Raw genomic sequence first — 18564 nt, forward strand, 5'->3', positions numbered from 1 at the left:
GGAAGGGGAGGGGGTGCATGCCGGTTTTCTAGTTCGAAACGACGCGATTGTCGCCACTCGGCACATTTCGGAGGATGTCGATCATGTCTCAGTTATTCATCACCTTACAGGCCAAAGGAGGAGTTGGTAAAAGCTATGTCTCTTCGATCCTGGCGCAGTATTTCCAGGACGCTAACCTCCCAATACACTGCATCGATACCGACACCACTAACCCGACGCTCCAGCGCTACAAGCCGCTGAACTGCCAATACGTGAAGCTCTCGGAAGCGCATGTCATCAATCCGCGTGCCTTCGATGAGCTGGTCGAAATCGTGTCGACAGCCCCTGAGGATAGGCGTTTCGTGGTGGATGTCGGCAGCAATGGCTTTCAACCGTTCATGGCCTATGCCGTTGAAAACGATTTGTTTGCCGTGCTGGAAAGTCTGGATGTGCGGGTGGTCATCAATTCGGTCATCGCCGGTGGACCCGATGCCCACGAAACCTTGCGATGTACCAAGGCGGTCCTCGAACAAACGCGGGTGCCGACGTTGATGTGGTTGAATGCGCATTTAGGGGCGCTGGAATTCAAGAATCGCCCGATCCAACATCTGGAGCTGTTTGACGCCTTCGCGTATCGCATCCTCGGCTGGGTGACCTTACCGAAATACCCGGCGACCACCTTTGGGCAAGATATCGAGTCCATGCTGAAGCAACGCTGGACGTTCAACGAGACGATCGATCAGTTCACGCTGATGCCACGGGTTCGCATCCAGAAAGCCAAGCGTGATCTCTGGGGACAGTTGGATCAGGTGTTCTTCCCACGGCCCGAGATGCCGGATACCTCGGACACCCTGTTGATGGCCTGAGTATCGCGTTCACGCCACTCAAGGCGGGTAGCCAAGGTGCTTGCCGGCGTCGGCGTCGTTAACCTTGTGGCCTTGTCGCGCACAGGCGCTTCTCGTGGACAATCGATTCGGCTGGAGGGCGAACTCTGGCGGGGTTGCAGGGTTCGTTGACGGGCGCGACGTTGATCGCTGGCGAGGGGCGCCCGGTCAATAACAACGCCGCCAGTCCCCCGGAGGGGATCTGGCGGCGGGTGTCCGCGAACGGCTTACGCCGCCCGGTGACGGTGCTGACCCGATTGAGCCACGTCAGCCCAATCCACACCTTTGCGATCCATCGGAATCGGCCCATTCGGAACCCTGATGCGGGTCTCGATGCCCGCTTGGGTCAAGCGTTCCTGTAAGGCCGCGGCCGCTTTTTCGCCGGCTTCGCTGCGATCCAGATCGGCCCAGATGGTCACCCGACGAATCCTCGTTGGTGGCTCGAACTTTTCCAGCAGGGTCGCACTGACCGCCGCCCAGACGGGTTGCCCCGAAAGACGTCGGGCCGCCAAGGCCGTCTCAATGCCTTCGGCGACACCCAGTTCGGCCCCGACCGACGCCAAGCGAATGGCTCCTCCGGTCAGGGGTGCCAGGGGTGTCATCAGCTTTTTCGGACTAACCACGGGGGCTTTCCAGAGGCCATTTCTGGCGAGATAGGTGCGATGGAGCGTCACGGCCTGCCCATGCGGGTCGGCCACCCGCGCCACCATGGCCGGGTAATGTCCGACACAGCGCCCCTCCTCGTAATAGGCCAGATGCGGATGGCAACGCACCACCCGCTGATCCAGCCACGCCAGGGTGTCTCTGATGCCGCGGCTTTCCATGTACCGCCACAGTGGCCAGGCCACTGGGTCGCTCGGCGCGCACGTCTCGCGCCAGGTGGTTTGGAGCGCTTGGCGGCACGCCTCAAGCGAGCGTTCCGAACCCGGTGACACTGGACGTACGGCCAGGGGTGGCCTGACGCGGACAGCCTCGGTCAGTCCCAGGGCCGAGGCGACCGCTTCCAGAACGGAAGGGAAACGCCAGCCCGTCAACCACATCAGCAACGCGAACCCGTCGGGGAACGCGCCGCAGGTATTGCAGATACCACCCCCGGTGTCGTTGACATCGCGAAATAGGCGGAAGCCATCCGCGCCTCCATGCACGGGGCATGGCGCATGCCGCCCTGGGCGTTCCTGCGCGGGATCCAGCGCCGGCACCAACTGATGCAGAATCCCGCTCCAGCGGCCCCGCGCCTGCGTTCTAACCAAGATAGCGTCCAGCGTCATGCGGATCTCCTATTCTTCCGAATCGTCGAGAGCGGGAAGACGCCTCCCACGCGGGAAGGCGCGGCCCGCCTGGGTGAGGGGGTGTTAGCGCTCTTGATAAATCAGGAAGCCGTCTAACTGATCGGCGGTCATCAGATCGGTCGCCGGACCGCTGACCATCCGTTGCAGGGTGTCGAGCGGGAGGACGTCGATCACCGTGAATCCCGGCTCGGGGAGACCGTCCCAAAGCTTCGGTTCGCCGGTCGCGTCCTGGATCGCTTCCAATTGGCTCAGTAGGTGACGGGCGTGCGCGGCATCGCCTTCGATCCTCCAGTAGGAGGAATGCTGGGCATCGTCGTAGTACAGGATGGCGAGTGACTGATTCGCTGAGTGGACGCTGTTCTTCGGACTCGGATCCACGGAGGCTCCGATACGTTCAGCGCGATCGTCGCCAGCGGCTCTGATGTCGATTCCGATCTTGTGTTGCAGACTCATCGTGTTTCTCTAGGCAGGGGAAGAAGGCCCTTCCCAAGGGGAAGGGTCTTCCCGTGGAGTGAATGCGTCGGATGTCGACGCGGTGCAGGTAGCGTCAATGGACGGATGGATGTCAGGCGATGGCGGCGACCAGGATCCGATTCATGGGAGACAGACCACCCGCCATGGAAGGCGAATGACCTCTGTCGCCCCGTCACCGGTTCGATCGGTCAGGCGCGACGGACCATCCGGACCCGTTCGCCGGGCGCGAGGTCGACCGGATATCCGCCGTGCGCGGAGCGACGTGAAATGGACAGGTGACAGGGCATCCAGCCGGTCGATCGGCCGACCCAGAAGCGGCGGATTTCCTGCCCTTGCGGGTTGAGGATCGCCACGCGGGTCTGCTCCAGCCCAATCAACGCGGGCGTCAGTTCGGACCAGCAGCGTTCGCCGGTGCGTTGGTGATGCTCGTGCCCGAGGCGCATCGCCGCTTGGTAGGCTTTGAAATGCTCGGCGGTGCCGAGCGTCAGATTGGGAACGGGACGTCCCAGCCAGGCGAGAACCGCCTGACGGCGGCGTTCGGCGTTCTCGTACCCGAGGCACGAGCCATGGAAGCCATACAGGTTGCGGTGGATGTTCATGCGTCCTTTCCAGAAACGGGAGACGCACATCCCCGGCGGGGAGTGACGACTCCCCAGGGGTGGATGCCAGCGAAGGCTGGCGAATGGCTCCATCAGGAGCCGATCCAGCGACGGTATCAGGCGTGCAGCAGGCCGCGCTCGGCCATCGACACGCAGGGCTCTCCCACCACGATGTGATCGAGCACCCGGACCTCGATCAGGCCCAGCGCGCGCGTTAATTTGGTCGTGAGCGTACGATCCGCCGAGCTGGGTTCCGCGTGGCAAGACGGGTGATTGTGGTAAAAAATGACGGCCGCGGCGTTCTGTCTCAGGGCATTCTTGACGACTTCCCGTGGATACACGGCGGCCGTATCAATCGTGCCATGGAAGAGTTCTTGGATGGCCATCACCTGATGGCGATTGTCGAGCCACAGCGCCCCAAACGTTTCTGTCTCCAGATGTCCAACGCGCATTTGCAGGTAGAGCATGGTCTCGACCGGGGAGGTCAAGGCCGTCCGAGCGACCTTCATGCGGCGTTCGATGATCGCCATCGCCTGTTGAAGGATGACGGACTCGGCGTCGCTGTCAGGGGTCGCCCTGTACGGCGCGGCTTCCTCATGCGGCGTGTCACGTTGCCTCGGCAAGTGGGTTGGTCCAGCGGATGGTTGTCTCATGCGACTCTCCGAACAGCGGGGAGACGCACGTCCCCAGGGGGCGTGGCGACTCCCCTGGGGTTGATGCCAGCGGAGGCTGGCGGATGGCGTGTCGGCAAGTGGCCGACCGATGGTGCGCGCGGTCTTGATGAATCGCCCGCGCAGGCGATGGAACGGCCTCGATCAGAAGAGCGCCGCGGAAATCTGTCCGCTCCACACGCCCGGCTGGGATGCGGAGGGGACAGATACCGAGGCCTGACGGCCCCGGACTCCATCGATCAGCGTAAAACCTCCTTAGAACAGCGACATCTGCTCACCCACCGCGACGGCGAAGGCCATCGCTGGAGAGGGTGTGGGACAGGTCGGCCTCGGATCGGGCGGAATCGTCGGATCGTCCAATCGGTCGATGAAGGCGGGCGAGCGCGCGAACGACACGACTATCTCCAGGGTTGCGTGCGTCAAGGCATTGCCGTGATACACATGCAGTTCGCCTGGCTCGCCATGAAACGCCGCGTTCGCCAGCAGTTGGGTCGCGGTCATCTCCGCGCATAGGCGATCCAGATCGATCGCGGTGAAGGCGAACCGTCGCAGGGCCGCCACCCCGTGGCGACGTTGCAGGCACTCGCACATCGCCAGCAACATCACGCCCGAACCGGAGGTGGGCTCCAGCACCCGAATGAGTTCGTTCTCGCTCAGCCGGTCTTCCAGCCCCGTGAGTTGCATCTCGGCCATACAGGTCGCCACGGTTTGAGGCGTGAAGTATTGCCCTAACCAACGGTGTTGACCGCGCGAACCGAATTCCATGTAAACGCTTCCCAGAATGTCCGTCCAGGGATGGTCCCCGACCAGTTTTCCGTACAGCGCTGAGAGTGCGTGCAACGCCTCGTGGCGCGCCTCGTCCCATGGCTGTGCCAGCCGCCGACCGAAGCCGGCCAGCACATCCTGGCAGAGACAGCGGAGCCACTCGTCAGGCCGATCGTGCCGACCGCGCGCGGCCAGGGTTTCGATGGCGCGCGACAGCACGCGCGCCGGTTGGTCGACGTTTGACTTGGACATGGTGCGGACCTCGTTGAAAAGGGACGCACCCCCCATGGGGAGACATCCCCATGGGGTGAACCCGGCGCCGGCCGGGTGACGTGGAAGCGGGATCGGCGCCTGCCGACCTCGCGGAACTGGACCATCCTTCTTGACTGACCCGATGACAGACCGGCGTACCGGCCTGTTATCGGGAGGGACCAAGGGCTACATCAGGAACCGTTCGGCCAGGCCAAACAGCGTCCGCTTCAAGTCGCTGGCGGATTGGATCGTGAGGTGGCGCGCAAAGAGCCACGACACGTCATACCCAATACCCACTCCAGTGATCTCGATCCCGGCTTGCCGACAGTGCGCCATCATCTTCAGCGCCGCATCGGCGTCATCCGGTTCGCCATCGGTCATCACCAGCATCAGGCGTCGTGTCTCTTGCCGTAGCATCAGGTCGGCGGCGGCAAACCAGAGCGCTTGGGCGAATGGCGTACCACCGCGGGCGTTCTGAGCGAACGCACCGGCCCGTGCCGTGGGACGTTGCCCGTGGCGAATCAGGCACGAAACGCTATCGTTCTTCCCTTGGAGGCCCGGAAAGGCGGTCACCGCCACCGACACACCGGGGATGGTGTCCAGTGCCATCGCCAAGGCGAGTGCCGCGTCCTGGGCGACTTGCGCGAGCGAACTGGTGTCGGTCTCACGGCTCATCGATCCGGAGAGATCCACGACCAGATGCACCGCGGTGTTTGGCGTTGTCCGGGCGGTCTGGCGTGCAAACAGCCGCGCCTCACCGGTTCCTGCCCGATGCAGTCGCTTCGCCATCAGCGTCTTCCCCTGGTGAGTGGCGTACGGCCGATCCATCCGGCTGGCTTGAACCAGGCCCTGGAGTTTCGTGCTCAACGCCCGCGATTCACTCCTGGCCCTGTTCAGCAGCTCTGGCGCTGTAAAGGTATCCACCATGGCCTCCTCGCCCACGGGAAGGAGGACGGAGGAACTCTCACGGCCGGATTGCTGTTCCAGCCACTGTTGGGCCGCCTTGAACAGATCGCATTCCAGATCGTCCTCGGTGGTCTCTATGACGTCCTGAAGGAGGCTAGCTCCGGCACCCTGACTACCCGACGCCTCGGCGGCGTCGGACAGATCTTCCGACGCGTCGTTGGTTTGAAGCTCCGACGGGCTCTTGGCCGAACTCTCCGCCGGCTCTTTGGGCGGTGCTGGGGGATCGGCCGGCGCCTTTTCCTCCTCCAACAGATGGAGGATGCGCGCCGACAGATCCGCCGCCTCGGCGGTACTCGATAACCCCCGGACGTCGCTCATCAGACCCATCAGCCGATGAACCAGCGACGCTGGGAAGGTCTGGCGCAGCACCTGTTCCGCGTGCGCGGCCGGGTCGGCCAACGCCGTTTGGCCCAGGATCTTGGCGCGCAAGGACAGCAACAGAAACGCCGTCAGGATGCGCGCCGGGTGATGGCCTGACTCAGGGGCTTGCAACTGCCCATGGGCGAGCATCCAGTCGACCACCTTTTCCAGGGTGAACTGCGTGCCGGGATAGGCATGCCGGATCGATAGCTCGATCCGAATATCTTCCAGAAGGTTGAGCAAATGCTGGTGCAGCGGCGATTGGGCCGCGACTTCGCGAAATACCGCCATGTCGGTATGGCGGAGATGACTCGCCTCATGGGCTAATAAGCCCCAGGCGACCTCGCGCAGGGCCGATTCCGGGGGTAGATTTGGCAGCCAGATGGTCTGGCCGTCTGTTTGGGCGGCGTTTCCACCGACGATGACCTTCACGCCGAACTTACGTCCAAGCGCCGCGGCCACGATAGGCATGGCCCGTTTGAGATGGTTGGTCTGCATGGTGCGTCTCCGGCATGGACACGCGCCGCCCCGTCGGGGCGGAACGTGCCCCGGTGGGGAAAAACGAGGCCGACTGGCGTCGACACCCGGATGGATATCCCCTGGATGGGGGACTTCGTGCTGTGACTAAAAGAAGAAGTCGACTTCGACTTCGACTTCGACTTCGGCTTCAAGCACCTCGGCCAGTTCGCCAACAACCCGGATCATCGGGATCAGACTGGCTTCAGCCGGGCCTGCGTCGTCCGCTGGAGGGCCGGCGTTGTGCGCGACCTCAGCGTCGAACGCCATCAGGAACGCCGCGCTTTCTTCGCCGATCGTTTCGGCGTCAACCTCGGCCTCGGCGCCAACAGCGCGTCGATCCACTAACCGAGGTGGTGCCGCGATCTCCGCGTCGATGTCCTCGCTCTCTTCCTCGGTCTCTCCCGCCAGAATCCCGGCCCCGTGGTTCGCCATGCGCTGTTCATCGCAGAGCAGTAACCACAAACCGAATCCTTCCTGGAACAAGGCCCCGGCGATCAGGCCCGTCTTGGGCACGCGCGCCAGGAATCCCTCCAACGGGTCGAGGATCGGCTGGATGCGGGGATCCACGAAGGACAACACCGCCAGCTTTTGCTGAATGCGGCGAAAAGTACCCAACGCCCGCTGGGTCATGGCGTCCTTGCCGACCACGCTCCTTTCAAGCGAGACGGCGATCTGCGCGACCTCGTGGAACAGGGTGCCGCCAATCTCGGCGACATCGTCTTCCCAAGCCTGGTGTTGTCCCGGCGCGGGCCGAATCAGCAACGGACGATACCGAAATGAGAATTTCGTTCCGACCTTGCTGGCGGGATCCACGGCCGCTCGGAGTTGGCGTTCCCAGTCGGGATGACGATCAATCCAGTCACCGATCTCCCGGTCGTAGTCCGACAGAAAGCTCTGGACTTCCTGTTCGAAGTCCGTTTTGAGCGCATCCAGTTCGGCGCTCAAGGCGCCGAGCAGGTCATTTGGAACCAGAAAGCCACCCAAAAAACGGGTGCCGACCTTCAGGCAGGCGCGTTCGGCCTGACCTTTCAGGGTGCTGAACACGCGGAGCGCGTCGGGATTGCAGATCCGTTTGGATCCGAGAGACACCAACTCCTCGGGAGGAATCTCACCGTCGGTCAGTTCCAGATCATCGGCCCGCAATTTCTTGCGACCAGACCACAGGCTGACGGTTAGGACGATCAGCGACATCTTGTCCGTGATCGTGAGCAGGGTGTCGGTCAGCAGGGTGTGATTCATGCGTCTCTCCGAATGAAAGCGACACGGGGAGACACGTCCCCAGGGGGAGGTGCTTGACTCCCCAGGGATGATGCCAGCCGAGGGCTGGCGGATGGCGGTGTTAGAACCAGCCGTTGTCGATGTCGGTCTCGATCTGAGACAGGTCGAGCGCCGAAACGCCAAGGTGGGGCCTGAAGGGCGGTGTCACGGCCGCCGGCTCGGTGGCCGGCGTTGTTGGCGTTGATCGCGCCATCGTCACGCTCCCGTGACGATCAATCTGGCGTTGACCGAGCGCCAGATAGCCCTTGCGGGCTTTGGTCTGGGCGGTTTGCCGTACCTGGCCGTAAGACGCGGCCGGATAGATTTTCCGCTGGACCAGCCGTCCGGCGGGTCCCCAGCGGACTTCGATCTCGCCCGTTTCGGTAACTCGGTAGGCCCATTCCTTAGCCCTTCCATCGGCGTGATCGAAACGGAAGAAATAGAAGGACTCACTCATGGTTTGGCACCCGTCCACAAGTCCCCCATCACATCCGCCGCGAGGCGGTGAATGGCCACCCGTTGCTCGGGATCGGCCCGTGCGGTCAACGCTTGTTCCAAAGCATAGGCGATGGGCTGCGGCGCCCCTCGAAAGGTCAAGGCCAACCGTGCCCAACGCACCAATGTCCGCGTGGACATCGTGATCGTCAGTTCGGAGCCCGCTTCCCCTTCGCCCAGGAACAGACGTCGGATTTCATTGGCGACCACGATCATTTTTTCGCCAACTTCACGGGGAAGACTGGGGACGGTGTGTTCCAGCACGCCAATCTCGACATCGGCCTCCAGGTAATCGCAACGCATCACGCGAAAGCGGTCCAGGAAGGCCAGATTCTGGCGCAGGATGCCCTGGTACAGACCGGTGGTATCCCCGGCACCGGCGGAATTCCCGGTCGCTATGACGCGGAATGTCGGATGAGGCCGAATCACCTCCCCGCCATTCTGCGCGATCACCAGCGGCTGGCCTTCGATCACCTCGTTCAACCCGGCCAACTCGGAGGGATCCATCAGGTCGATCTCGTTGAGGATGAGCAAATGCCCTTGCTGCATGGCGACGGCCAGCGGGCCATGCACGAACTCGGTGCTGCCGCCTCGCAGCACAAACTGGCCGATCAAATCGGTCAGTTCCATCCGCCCGTGACAGGTGACGTTTTGCACCGGCCAATTCAGGCGGGCGGCGATCTGGCAAACCAAGGACGTTTTGCCGCTGCCGGTCGGGCCGGTGAGCAGGAAGGCGTCCCCGGCGGCATCGCGCAGAAAGGCTAACAGCGCGGACAGGCCCGCCCGGAAGACATAGAGCATCCGCTTGGGGATCAGCGGATGGGTCTCATCCGCGAAGCCGTCGACGGTCAGGCTTTTGGGGGCCGGGACGCCGAACGTGGTGGCGACGTTGAACGTGGTCTGGATGGTCATGCGGCTCTCCGAAACACGGGGAGACGCACGTCCCGGGTGGGGGAGTGAGACTCCCCGCGGGGTAATGTCAGCACGCGGCTGACGGGTTCAATGCCAGTCACCAGAGACTGGCCGAGGGTGCGCGCGGTCTTGATGGATCGCCCGCGCCGGCGATGAACGACCTCAACGGAGATCGCAGGAAAACCTGTCCCCTCGCGAGCGGAGGATCACGACGGGACAGCCCCCTGCGTGGTGCGGTGGGCGAGGGAGCGCCCCCAATGGGGGCGCGTGCATCAGATTAGAAATAGCCGAACGGTTCCGGTTCGGCCGTTGTGTCAACCGCGACGGCGGCCCGGGTTCTCTGGGTCTCGGCCCGTTCGATCTTAACCGGCCGGGTACCCGGCGTTTGGCGTTGGGTTCGAGCGGTCGGGATCGTGTCGGCCTGGACGGTTTTCACCGCCTTGGCCGTTACCTTGACGCGGTCCGAGAAGCCACGGCGGTGCGCGTTCAGCATCGCTGGAGCGAGATCCGGTGCTACCTCGGCGAGCAGCGCCGGATAGTCGACCGATCCCATCTGACGGTAGCGCAGGACGCGTACCCCCTTGCGGTCGGCGAGCAGGAACTCACCCATCAAGTCGACCAGGCCGGCTTGGGCGTCCGCCATCTGGCTTTTGAATGCCTTAAGCTCGTCCTCCATCCGTCTAACGATGGTCTCGGCGTCACGGTACTTCGTCGCCAGTGCCGTCCAGCGTAACTGATCCTCGCCAACCGGTACGAACAGATCCCGCGTGGGATCGGGGATCGGTTCCTTCTGGTTGCGCACGGCCTCATGAAACGCGAGGCAGGTCGGGACCAGTTCGCTGAGAAAGGCGGCGTCACGCACGATCTCGAATTCCAAGGCCGAGACGCCGGCGCGCTGGGGATCGAACACCAGCCAGCCGCGCTCCGCGCCCGCCACCAGCATCTGGAATTGGACTTGCACCCAATAGAGCTGGTACGCCTTGGCGGTCGTTCCATGGGCGGCGATATCGTCCCAGGTGCCTGGAGCCGGCACCTTCAATTCGACGGGCTCGCCCTGATCGGAGATTCCATCGAACGAGCAGCGCAAGACGGGGTGGTCATCGAACTCCGCGCAGACGGGCAACAGCAGGGTCGCGTGGCGCGCTTCAAAGCCCTGGCGGGCCATGTCTTCCAGCGCGAGGCCGCGTTGGACGAGCGGATGGTTCGAGAGGTCATCCGGCGCGCAGAGGCCGGTCTTCTCGGCCCACAATCGCCAAGTCGTTTTATAAGGCGAGCGCCCGACAAGGATGGCGGCTTCGGACGCCGTGACGCCTTGCGCGCGCCAGGCGAGCCACTCGGGGGAGCGTTGAGACAGGTTGATGATGAGCATGGGTGGACTCCGAATCAGGAACACCGTGCCCCTCACGGGACCCGGTGTTCCGTGGGGGGAAGCGACCGAACGTACCGGTCGGGGTCCGTGTCGCTAGGCGGCTGGCGTCGCCAGTTCACGCCGCTCGGCGAGGGTCAACTGACCCAAGGCGTACTCCAGGGCCTCACCCTGGAAACGACTCACGAAATAATCGTGTGCCGAGGCCCAGGCGCGACTGTTGGTGGCGCGTGCGAGCAATCCTTCGATCTGCGCCAGCGTTGTTTCATCCAGATCCGGGACGGCGGACGCAGTGGATTCGGACGCCGATGGCGCGGAGGCCGTTGGGACCGCCGCCATCGTCACCGCGACCAGATCCCCATCGATCGTCTTGCCCGCCATCTCCTCGGCGGTGTAACCGGCCTCCTCGGGGAAGGCGGCACGCAGGCTCGCGGCCTTGGCGCATTTCAGGAGTTGACCGCGCGGACGTTTCACCCACATGGACGTGGGAACTTCGCAATGGCTCATCCGGGAGTAGGTTTCCTCCCAGAACACGGTTTCGGTGAAGGGACAGCGGATACCGCCCACCAGGCGGTACACCGTCACCTCCGCCCATTCCGGGAAGGTCACCGTGGACTCCAGATCCTTCCAATCGCCATTCACCTTGGCACGACCGGCGAAGGTTCGCGTGAGTTCCGGCCCAAAGCGCGCCGGTTCCATCCCCGCCCATTGGCCGGTGCGGGCCGCCGTGGTTTGGACTTCGGCGATGCCCGGCCAGACGGTCTCGACCTCACGCCCGAGGGTACGCGACCACATGGGCACTATATGTACAGGTCGCTTCATCACATCCAGTCCACGGGCCTGGCAGTAGCGCACGGCCAGGAGCACACCGTCGACCGTCTTGGCCGAGGGGAAGATCGAGTCCACCAGCACCTGCCAGGTCGATAGATCCAGCCCCGCCTCGGACAACAGGGGTTGGCTGATCGCCAGGCGACAGGCGGGCCGGATCGTCAGGTGTTGAGAGGATGTCTGGTTCATGGTGTGACTCCGAAAAGGAACACCCTGTCCCCGAGGGCCAAGGTGCCCCGGTGGGGATGATCGACACGGATTCTCGGTGTCGATGGGTTTGGGATGGCCTACGGCGTCCGATCAACCGTGCTGTCGTCATCGGTATCCGCCGTTGGCGGATGCTCCGGCGACGGCATGGGGCGTGGCACCGGGCGAGCCGGTCTCTCACCAACTCTTTGAGACAGGATGGATCGGCCGCCCGAGCACGGACGTGGTCGCTGGCTCCAGGGCGTGGGAGCGAATGATCCGATGGGCGGCGAGCCGCAGACGGGGATACCCCGGAAGCTGGGCGAAATCGGAGCGAGCGTGGCCGCTCGCGACGCCGGTACTGAAATGCGCGACCGTGCGCAGGGCACGGAGGGAAGCGGAGGTTGATTTCATGTGGTCTCCGAGACGGGAACACGTCCGCCCGGAGGGGGAGCCATGCCCCCAAAGGGTTGAAAGACCCGCATCACGCGGGTCTTGAAGTGTCAGCAGGACGCTGACCGCTGAAGCGCGCGGTTTTGATGAATCGCCCGCGCAGGCGATGAACGATCCCCATCCGATGAGATGGGAGATCGCAGGACATCTGACGCATGGACTCGATGCGACGCGCGCGATAAAGCCCATTCGACAGATCCCTGGCGCGGGAGCGGCGGCGTTGCTGGATGGAATGTTCGGTGGTCGGGCGAGGGGAGGGCGCGCGGGCGCACATCGCCTCAAGCTCCCCCGCGGACGGAGTAGGGCTGGCGTGACAGGGAGACGCTCCGTGCGCATGGGCGTGGTCGTTGATGCGAAGGGATTTATGGCGTCGCGCCTTCACGCGACCCGCGAATGGCCGGTGTGGAACCGGACCCCTGCTCAAGAGCCTCCGGCCCTCCAGGGTTGAACTGGAACAGTGTTTCGCGGATTTGGCGTTATCGACCTTACGTCGATCGAGTAACCGCCTTGCGCGGAATCTATCACGTTTTGGGCTTCGAGCAAGTACCCGGCGAACGGCTCCGACTCGGGCCTTGCGAGGATGCAAGTATTTCCATGATTGACGAGAAGAATGGATTTTGCCGCTTCCGGGCTCTCCACTTAAGTGGGGTAAGCTAAGGAGATCTCTCATCCTCGTGCTGGCATTCATTACCCTGACTCCGTGGGCGAGTGCCAGGCGTGGTTCCGAACGGATGCATCGGTGGGGAGGAGGCCGGATTACCAGGCGGGCGCGCCCATGGCAAGAAAGTTCTGACTGGCCTTGCCGTGGAAGTCCTGGAACCAAAAGGGTTCGGCCGATGCCGGATGCGGCCGCTAGCCGATGCCTCGGCGGCCTTACTTCATCCCTTCGTGACAGACTTCGTCGCGCCGGGAGCCACGGTCATCACCGATGGCTGGTCAGGCTACTGTGGGCTGGATCAGCTCGGCTACGTTCACCAGCGGCGCCGCCAACGTGCGGCTCGGGTCGGTTCGGAAGACACCGAGGATCGGCTGCCTGGAGTACACCGAGTCGCTTCGCTGGCCAAGCGATGGCGGCTGGGTACTCACCAAGGCGCCGTGGACAGGGCGCACCTGGCCAGCTACCTGAACGAGTTCGTCTTCCGCTTCAATCGTCGCCGTTCTCGCCGCCGCAGGATGGTGTTTTACCAAGGGCTCGAACTCGCCGTTGTGCATGAACCGGTGCGTTACAAAGATCTCATTGCAACCCAGCGACCACGGACAGTTCCACCCACGCCACCAAAGGCGCGCGGACATCCAACAAGCCTCGAACGCCCTCCGGCAGACCGTCCATGGAGAAACTCCAGTTAAGTGGAGAGCCCGGACGGGCGAAATAGAGAATCCGGATCATGGTGGCGGGGGATCTCGTGGCTGGCTCATTGAAAGAGATGGGTGAAGGGGATGAAACCGACCCGATCGCCGCGCGCGATCACCTGCCCCGGCGCGATCTCGACCAGGCCGTCCGCCCAGGCCACGGAGGAGAGCACCGCCGAGGAGCGGCTGGGATAGACCGTCAGCTCGGTCTCGCCGTCCTCGCCGAGCTCCAGCCGCGCGCGATGGAATTCGGTGCGCTTGTCTGGTTTGGGCCAGTCGAAGCCGGCGCGGATCTTGATCGTGCGCGGTGTCAGGTCGCCGGTCATGCCCTGCATGCGCAGGATGATGGGGCGGGCGAAGAGACAGAGGGTCACGAACAGCGAGACCGGATTACCGGGGCTGCCGAAGAAGGGCGTCTCGCCGACCCGGCCGAAGGCGACCGGCTTGCCGGGGCGCATGGCGATGTTCCAGAGATCCAGACGGCCCAACTGCTCGACCGCCGGTTTGAGATGATCCTCCTCGCCGACCGACACGCCCCCGCTGGCGACGATCAGGTCAGCTTCATCCGCGCCACGCCTCAGGGCGGCGATGGTCGCCTCCAGGGTGTCCGCGACGATCCCGAGATCCACCACCTCGCCGCCCAGGCGTTCGATCAAGCCCCTGAGGGTGTAGCGGTTGGAGTTGTAGATCTGGCCCGATCCCAGCGGCTCGCCCGGCGTCACCAGCTCGTCGCCGCTGGAGAGAATCGCGACCCGCAAGCGCCGATGCACCCGCAGCTTGGCCACGCCGACCGAGGCGGCGAGACCCAGATGCTGGGGCGCCAGCCGGGTGCCGGCAGCGATCACCTCGGCTCCGGCCCGAATGTCCTCGCCAGCGCGCCGGATGTTGGCCCCGGCCTTGGCGTCGAGCGGGATGACGACCGTCTCGCCCTCGCGCGTGCAGATCTCCTGGATCACGACGGTGTCGGCGCCCTCGGGCGCGGGTGCGCCGGTGAAGATGCGCGCCGCGGTTCCCGGCTCCAGTGGTCTTCCCACAGATCCAGCCGGGATGCGCTGGGAGACGGGCAGGCGTCCGCCGTGCTCGGCCAGTTCCGCGTGACGGATGGCATAGCCGTCCATGGCGCTGTTGTCCCAGCCGGGGACGTCGATGGCGCTGCTCACCGGGGCGGCGAGCACGCGCCCGAGTGCTGTTTCGATGGGGATGGTTTCGGTCTCCGCGATCGGCGTCACCCGCGCGAGCAGGAAGTCGATGGCTTCCTCTTTGGACAGGGTTGGGCGCGCGTCGGCGGTCGATCCGCAGTCGTGGGCTGTCGTCATGTCTGGCGTCTCAGTGCTCACGCAGTCGCGGGATGAGCTGGGCGAAATTGCAGGGCCGGGTGCGGATGTCGAGCTGCGGCTGCAGGATATGCTCCCAAGCGGTGCGACAGGCACCGGTCGAGCCGGGTAGGCAGAAGACGAAGGTGCCATTCGCCAGTCCGGCGAGGGCGCGGGACTGGATGGTCGAGGCGCCGATCTCCGCGAAGGAGAGCTGGCGGAACAGCTCCCCAAAGCCCTCGATCTCCTTGTCGAACAGCGGCAGGACGGCCTCGGGGGTGCTGTCGCGTCCGGTCACGCCGGTCCCGCCGGTGCTCAGGATGACGTTGACCTCGGGATCGGCAATCCAGCGCGAGACGACCGCCCGCAGTTGGTAGAGATCGTCGGGTACGATCGCCTTGGCGACGACCTGGTGTCCGGCCGACTCGGCGCTCTCCCGTAGGAAGTGCCCGGAGGTGTCCTGGTCCTCGCCCCGGCTGTCCGAGACGGTAAGGATCGCGATCTTGAGCGGCAGAAATGCCTGCTCGGTGAAGTGCTCACCCATGTGATTCCCCTTTGGTAGGCGATGTTGTTGGGATTGAATTCGGCGGTTCGAACCGTCGGACCCTCTTGAACGCTTCGCCGCCGCGCCGGCTCACCCCGGCCGTCCATCCGGCCGTGGGCTGATCAACATCGGGGCATGCACCCAAAGAAACAGCCCGAAGGCCAGTATCCAGCACAGCCCGCCAGCCATCAGCCAGGTCTGATAGCCCGCGGGAGCGAGCAGGGGCACGAGTCCGCGCAAGACCGCCGCCAGATTGATGAGGACGAAGGCGGCCAGCGTCAGCGGTGCCGCCTGCATCGCCCGCCCCGTGTGCCCCACCGCCACCCGCGCCATCATGCCCAGCGTCACCACCCCGATCGCGCCCACCGTCAGCGCATGCAGGGCGCCGCGCGGGGTCATGCCGGTGAAGGCGGGCAGTCCATCCAGGATCAGGCCGAGTGCGAGCCAGAGCAGACCGACGTAGAGCACGGTCAGCATGGGCGTGGTCCAGATCCGTCGATCATGCCAGCCGAGCAGCCGCGCCAGTTGCAGCAGACCCAGGGCGAGCGCCAGGCCGCCCGCGACCCGGCCCAAGGGCTGGATCAGATCGACGATCAACAACCCGACGGCCACGCCAAAGACCAGTCGCTCCAGAACCGGCAACACCCGAGGCCGCGCGTCCGTGATGACGCTCTTGACGAAAAAGGGCATCACCCGTCCGGAGACCAGCAGCATCACCAGCACCACCAGATCCAGCATCAGACGATGACCACGGGTCGCGCCCCCAGCGAGCAGGCCAAGCGCGTCCAGATGTACCATCGCCCCCGCCAGGGTCATGCCCGTGAAGACCGCAAGAAAGACCCGATTGACCGGGTTGGGACCGCTCCAGAGCGGACGCCAGAGCGCCAGCGCCAGGGCCGGGAAGAAGGCGAGATCGATCAGCGCGGCCAGCAGCGACGGCAGCCCCAGCCAGGGCGCGAGCCGGCCGGCCAGCCAGAGACCGACCAGCGCGGCCAGCCGGGCGCCGCTCGCGGTCGGCATCCCGGTCCAGTTGCGCACGGCGGTGAGCAGAAAGCCCGCGATCACCGCCGCGAGATAGCCGAAGAGCATCTCGTGGGCGTGCCAGAGGGTACCGGCGAGATGGCTCGGCTGGGGCCAGAGTCCGCTCAGGATCGCCAGCCAGACGGCGACGGACAGCACCGCCGTCAGCCCAGCGGCCAGAAAGAAGGGACGGAACCCGAGCGCGAGGACGGGGAGGGCGTTGAGACGGGCGATGGCGGTCATGCGGATCGGGTCCAGGTGGCGGCTGAAGCCAGGCGTGCGCGCACGCTAGCCGCCGCGCTGCCCGCCGGCCTTGACGCCGGTCAAGCCCCATCGGCGTCCCGGAGCCGCCAGCCACCCCTGGCTGGCGGCTGAAAGCGGATGGCCGAGAGCCGACTCAATGCTCGCCCTTGGTCCGCAGCAGTCCGGCCAGCCGGTTGCCCTGCTTCTGCGGCCCGCCGCGCGGAAAGATCTGGTGGAGATAGCGGTTGCTGCCGCGCTCGCGTCCCCAGACCTCTCGGAAGTGCTGGATCATGTCGCGCACCGTGGTCTGGATGCCGTTGCGGGCGAAGCGCGCGCGCAGGAAGCGGATCACCTCCCAATGCTCCTCGGTCAGGACCAGCTCCTCCTGATCGGCCAGGGCGCGCGCGAACGCCTCCGACCAGTCCGAGGGGTCGACCAGATAGCCCTCGCTGTCGGTCAGAATGGCGCGCTCGCCGACCTGCACCGCGCGGGTCGTCATGCTCGGGTAGGCGTTGCTGCCGGCCGGAAACTCGCCGGGGAGCCCGCGCGAGTCCCGCTCGGACTGGGTGATGGACCAGAGCTCGATCGGGATCTCGCCATCGAGCCGGCCCTCGTAGCGCTCCACCCCGGAGACCAGCACCTTACCGCTGGTCGGCGGCAGATCGAAACTGGCCAGGCCGGCGCGGTCGGTCAGCACCGGCGCGGTCTCGCTCCCGTCCGCGTCCAGACGCAGCACGACCGGGGCACGTTTGAGGGGTTCCTGGGTGGCCTTCATGGAAATTCTAACGGCGATCATGGCGCGATCTCCTGGGATGACAACATCCATACTGAATCTGATGGGATCAGCTTAGTGAGGATCATCGCCGATGAAAAACGGAATTGATCGGTCGTTGGTATCGGAAATTTCGATACAATGAGGCGTCTGCCCTTGAGTACCTCTAATGGACATCGACCAGATCAAGACCTTTCTCGCGGTCGCCGCCCATGGCAGCTTTCTGGAGGCCGCCGAGCGGGTGCATGTCACCCAATCCACCGTCAGCGCGCGCATCCAGAACCTGGAGCAGGGGCTCGGCGCGCGGCTCTTCGTGCGCAACCGCTCGGGCGCCAGCCTGACCCCAGCCGGACAGCGCTTCCTGCGTCACGCCAAGACCCTGCTGCTCACCTTCGAGCAGGCGCGTCACGACGTCGGCCTGCCAAGCCGCTTTCGCGCCAGCCTGACCATCGGCGCCCGCATCGCGCTCTGGGACGATTTCCTCCCGCGCTGGGCCGGGCGCATGCGCGCGGCGGCGCCGGACATCTCGCTCAATACCGAGATCGGCTTCGAGGAAGACCTGATGCGCCGCATCATCGCCGGCACCATGGACCTGGCCCTCATGTACAGCCCCCAGCAGGGCGCCGGCATCCAGGTCGAGCACCTCTTCGACGAGACCCTCATCTTGGTCGGCAGCAACCCGGAGCACCCCGCGCTGGACGACGCCTATGTCTACGTCGACTGGGGTCCGACCTTCTACGCTCAGCACCGCAAGGTCTATCCAGACTTCGAGCGCCCCGCCCAGACCGCCAACATCGGCTGGCTCGGGCTGCAGTTGATCCTCGCCAGCGGCGGCACCTGCTTCGTCCCCGAGCGCGTCGCCGCCAGCTACCTGCGCGGCGGCTGTCTGCATCGGGTCAGCGAGGCGCCGACCCTGACCCTGCCGGCCTATGTCGTCTATCCGAGCGACAGCGGCTCCAGCGAGCTGACGACAGCGCTCGCCATGCTGCGCGGGCTGATCGCCGAGGGGGCGGCGACGGGGGCCGATCAGATGGCCTTGCCCTGAGGCTCCCGCCCCTCACTCCACC

At 64.8% G+C, this 18564-nt stretch carries 19 protein-coding genes; 3 read left to right on the plus strand and 16 right to left on the minus strand.

Annotated features, from left to right (window positions below; genetic code table 11):
* Window positions 1-83: 83 nt before the first annotated feature.
* Window positions 84-845 carry a P-loop NTPase family protein gene (locus CKO27_RS21225; RefSeq protein ID WP_200376923.1) on the plus strand — a complete coding sequence of 254 codons (762 nt, stop codon included), beginning with the start codon at window positions 84-86 and terminating at the stop codon, window positions 843-845.
* Window positions 846-1090: 245 nt separating this feature from the next.
* Here CKO27_RS21225 and CKO27_RS21230 read toward each other — a convergent pair whose 3' ends face one another.
* From CKO27_RS21230 to CKO27_RS21285, 12 genes are all read right to left on the minus strand, one after another.
* Window positions 1091-2131 (minus strand): DUF7146 domain-containing protein, encoded by a 1041-nt coding sequence (locus tag CKO27_RS21230; RefSeq protein ID WP_200376924.1) that lies wholly within the window; start codon window positions 2129-2131, stop codon window positions 1091-1093.
* Between the two features lie 84 nt (window positions 2132-2215).
* Complete coding sequence (locus tag CKO27_RS21235; RefSeq protein ID WP_200376925.1) at window positions 2216-2605, minus strand: hypothetical protein; 390 nt, start codon at window positions 2603-2605, stop codon at window positions 2216-2218.
* Between the two features lie 209 nt (window positions 2606-2814).
* Complete coding sequence (locus CKO27_RS21240; protein ID WP_200376926.1) at window positions 2815-3318, minus strand: hypothetical protein; 504 nt, start codon at window positions 3316-3318, stop codon at window positions 2815-2817.
* A 23-nt stretch (window positions 3319-3341) separates the two neighbouring features.
* On the minus strand, window positions 3342-3755 hold the full coding sequence (locus tag CKO27_RS21245) for a JAB domain-containing protein (protein WP_242471058.1): 414 nt from the start codon (window positions 3753-3755) through the stop codon (window positions 3342-3344).
* A 396-nt stretch (window positions 3756-4151) separates the two neighbouring features.
* Window positions 4152-4913, minus strand: a complete 762-nt coding sequence (locus CKO27_RS21250; RefSeq protein ID WP_200376928.1) for an N-6 DNA methylase — start codon at window positions 4911-4913, stop codon at window positions 4152-4154.
* Between the two features lie 186 nt (window positions 4914-5099).
* Window positions 5100-6737 (minus strand): VWA domain-containing protein, encoded by a 1638-nt coding sequence (locus tag CKO27_RS21255; protein ID WP_200376929.1) that lies wholly within the window; start codon window positions 6735-6737, stop codon window positions 5100-5102.
* Window positions 6738-6863: 126 nt separating this feature from the next.
* The gene (locus CKO27_RS21260; protein WP_242471059.1) at window positions 6864-7997 is read right to left on the minus strand and encodes a DUF3150 domain-containing protein; all 1134 of its coding nucleotides are present in this window, start codon (window positions 7995-7997) and stop codon (window positions 6864-6866) included.
* A 100-nt stretch (window positions 7998-8097) separates the two neighbouring features.
* Window positions 8098-8472, minus strand: a complete 375-nt coding sequence (locus CKO27_RS21265) for a hypothetical protein (protein ID WP_200376930.1) — start codon at window positions 8470-8472, stop codon at window positions 8098-8100.
* The gene (locus tag CKO27_RS21270; RefSeq protein WP_200376931.1) at window positions 8469-9422 is read right to left on the minus strand and encodes an AAA family ATPase; all 954 of its coding nucleotides are present in this window, start codon (window positions 9420-9422) and stop codon (window positions 8469-8471) included. The genes CKO27_RS21265 and CKO27_RS21270 overlap by 4 nt, the downstream gene beginning before the upstream one ends.
* 277 nt (window positions 9423-9699) lie before the next feature.
* Window positions 9700-10791, minus strand: coding sequence for a YqaJ viral recombinase family nuclease (locus CKO27_RS21275; RefSeq protein WP_200376932.1), 1092 nt, complete (start codon window positions 10789-10791; stop codon window positions 9700-9702).
* Window positions 10792-10884: 93 nt separating this feature from the next.
* On the minus strand, window positions 10885-11805 hold the full coding sequence (locus CKO27_RS21280; protein ID WP_200376933.1) for a recombinase RecT: 921 nt from the start codon (window positions 11803-11805) through the stop codon (window positions 10885-10887).
* A gap of 195 nt (window positions 11806-12000) precedes the next feature.
* Window positions 12001-12216, minus strand: a complete 216-nt coding sequence (locus CKO27_RS21285) for a hypothetical protein (protein WP_200376934.1) — start codon at window positions 12214-12216, stop codon at window positions 12001-12003.
* A 756-nt stretch (window positions 12217-12972) separates the two neighbouring features.
* On the opposite strand from CKO27_RS21285, the gene CKO27_RS21290 reads away from it, so the two are divergent.
* Entirely contained in the window at window positions 12973-13602 is a 630-nt protein-coding gene (locus tag CKO27_RS21290; RefSeq protein WP_200376935.1) for an IS1595 family transposase, read from the plus strand.
* Window positions 13603-13667: 65 nt separating this feature from the next.
* Here the strand turns inward: CKO27_RS21290 and CKO27_RS21295 are convergent, their stop codons facing one another.
* The 4 genes from CKO27_RS21295 to CKO27_RS21310 form a co-directional block, all read right to left on the minus strand.
* Window positions 13668-14921 (minus strand): molybdopterin molybdotransferase MoeA, encoded by a 1254-nt coding sequence (locus tag CKO27_RS21295; protein WP_200376936.1) that lies wholly within the window; start codon window positions 14919-14921, stop codon window positions 13668-13670.
* 10 nt (window positions 14922-14931) lie between these two features.
* Entirely contained in the window at window positions 14932-15462 is a 531-nt protein-coding gene (moaB, locus tag CKO27_RS21300) for a molybdenum cofactor biosynthesis protein B (protein ID WP_200376937.1), read from the minus strand.
* A gap of 90 nt (window positions 15463-15552) precedes the next feature.
* Window positions 15553-16725 (minus strand): NnrS family protein, encoded by a 1173-nt coding sequence (locus tag CKO27_RS21305; RefSeq protein WP_200376938.1) that lies wholly within the window; start codon window positions 16723-16725, stop codon window positions 15553-15555.
* A 154-nt stretch (window positions 16726-16879) separates the two neighbouring features.
* On the minus strand, window positions 16880-17521 hold the full coding sequence (locus CKO27_RS21310) for a TusE/DsrC/DsvC family sulfur relay protein (protein WP_200376939.1): 642 nt from the start codon (window positions 17519-17521) through the stop codon (window positions 16880-16882).
* A 145-nt stretch (window positions 17522-17666) separates the two neighbouring features.
* Between CKO27_RS21310 and CKO27_RS21315 the strand changes: the two genes are divergently transcribed.
* Window positions 17667-18542: a LysR family transcriptional regulator gene (locus CKO27_RS21315; protein WP_200376940.1), complete on the plus strand. Its 876-nt coding sequence runs from the start codon at window positions 17667-17669 to the stop codon at window positions 18540-18542.
* Window positions 18543-18564 lie beyond the last annotated feature (22 nt).

The sequence above is a fragment of the Thiocystis violacea genome (genome assembly GCF_016583575.1).
GTDB lineage: Bacteria > Pseudomonadota > Gammaproteobacteria > Chromatiales > Chromatiaceae > Thiocystis > Thiocystis violacea.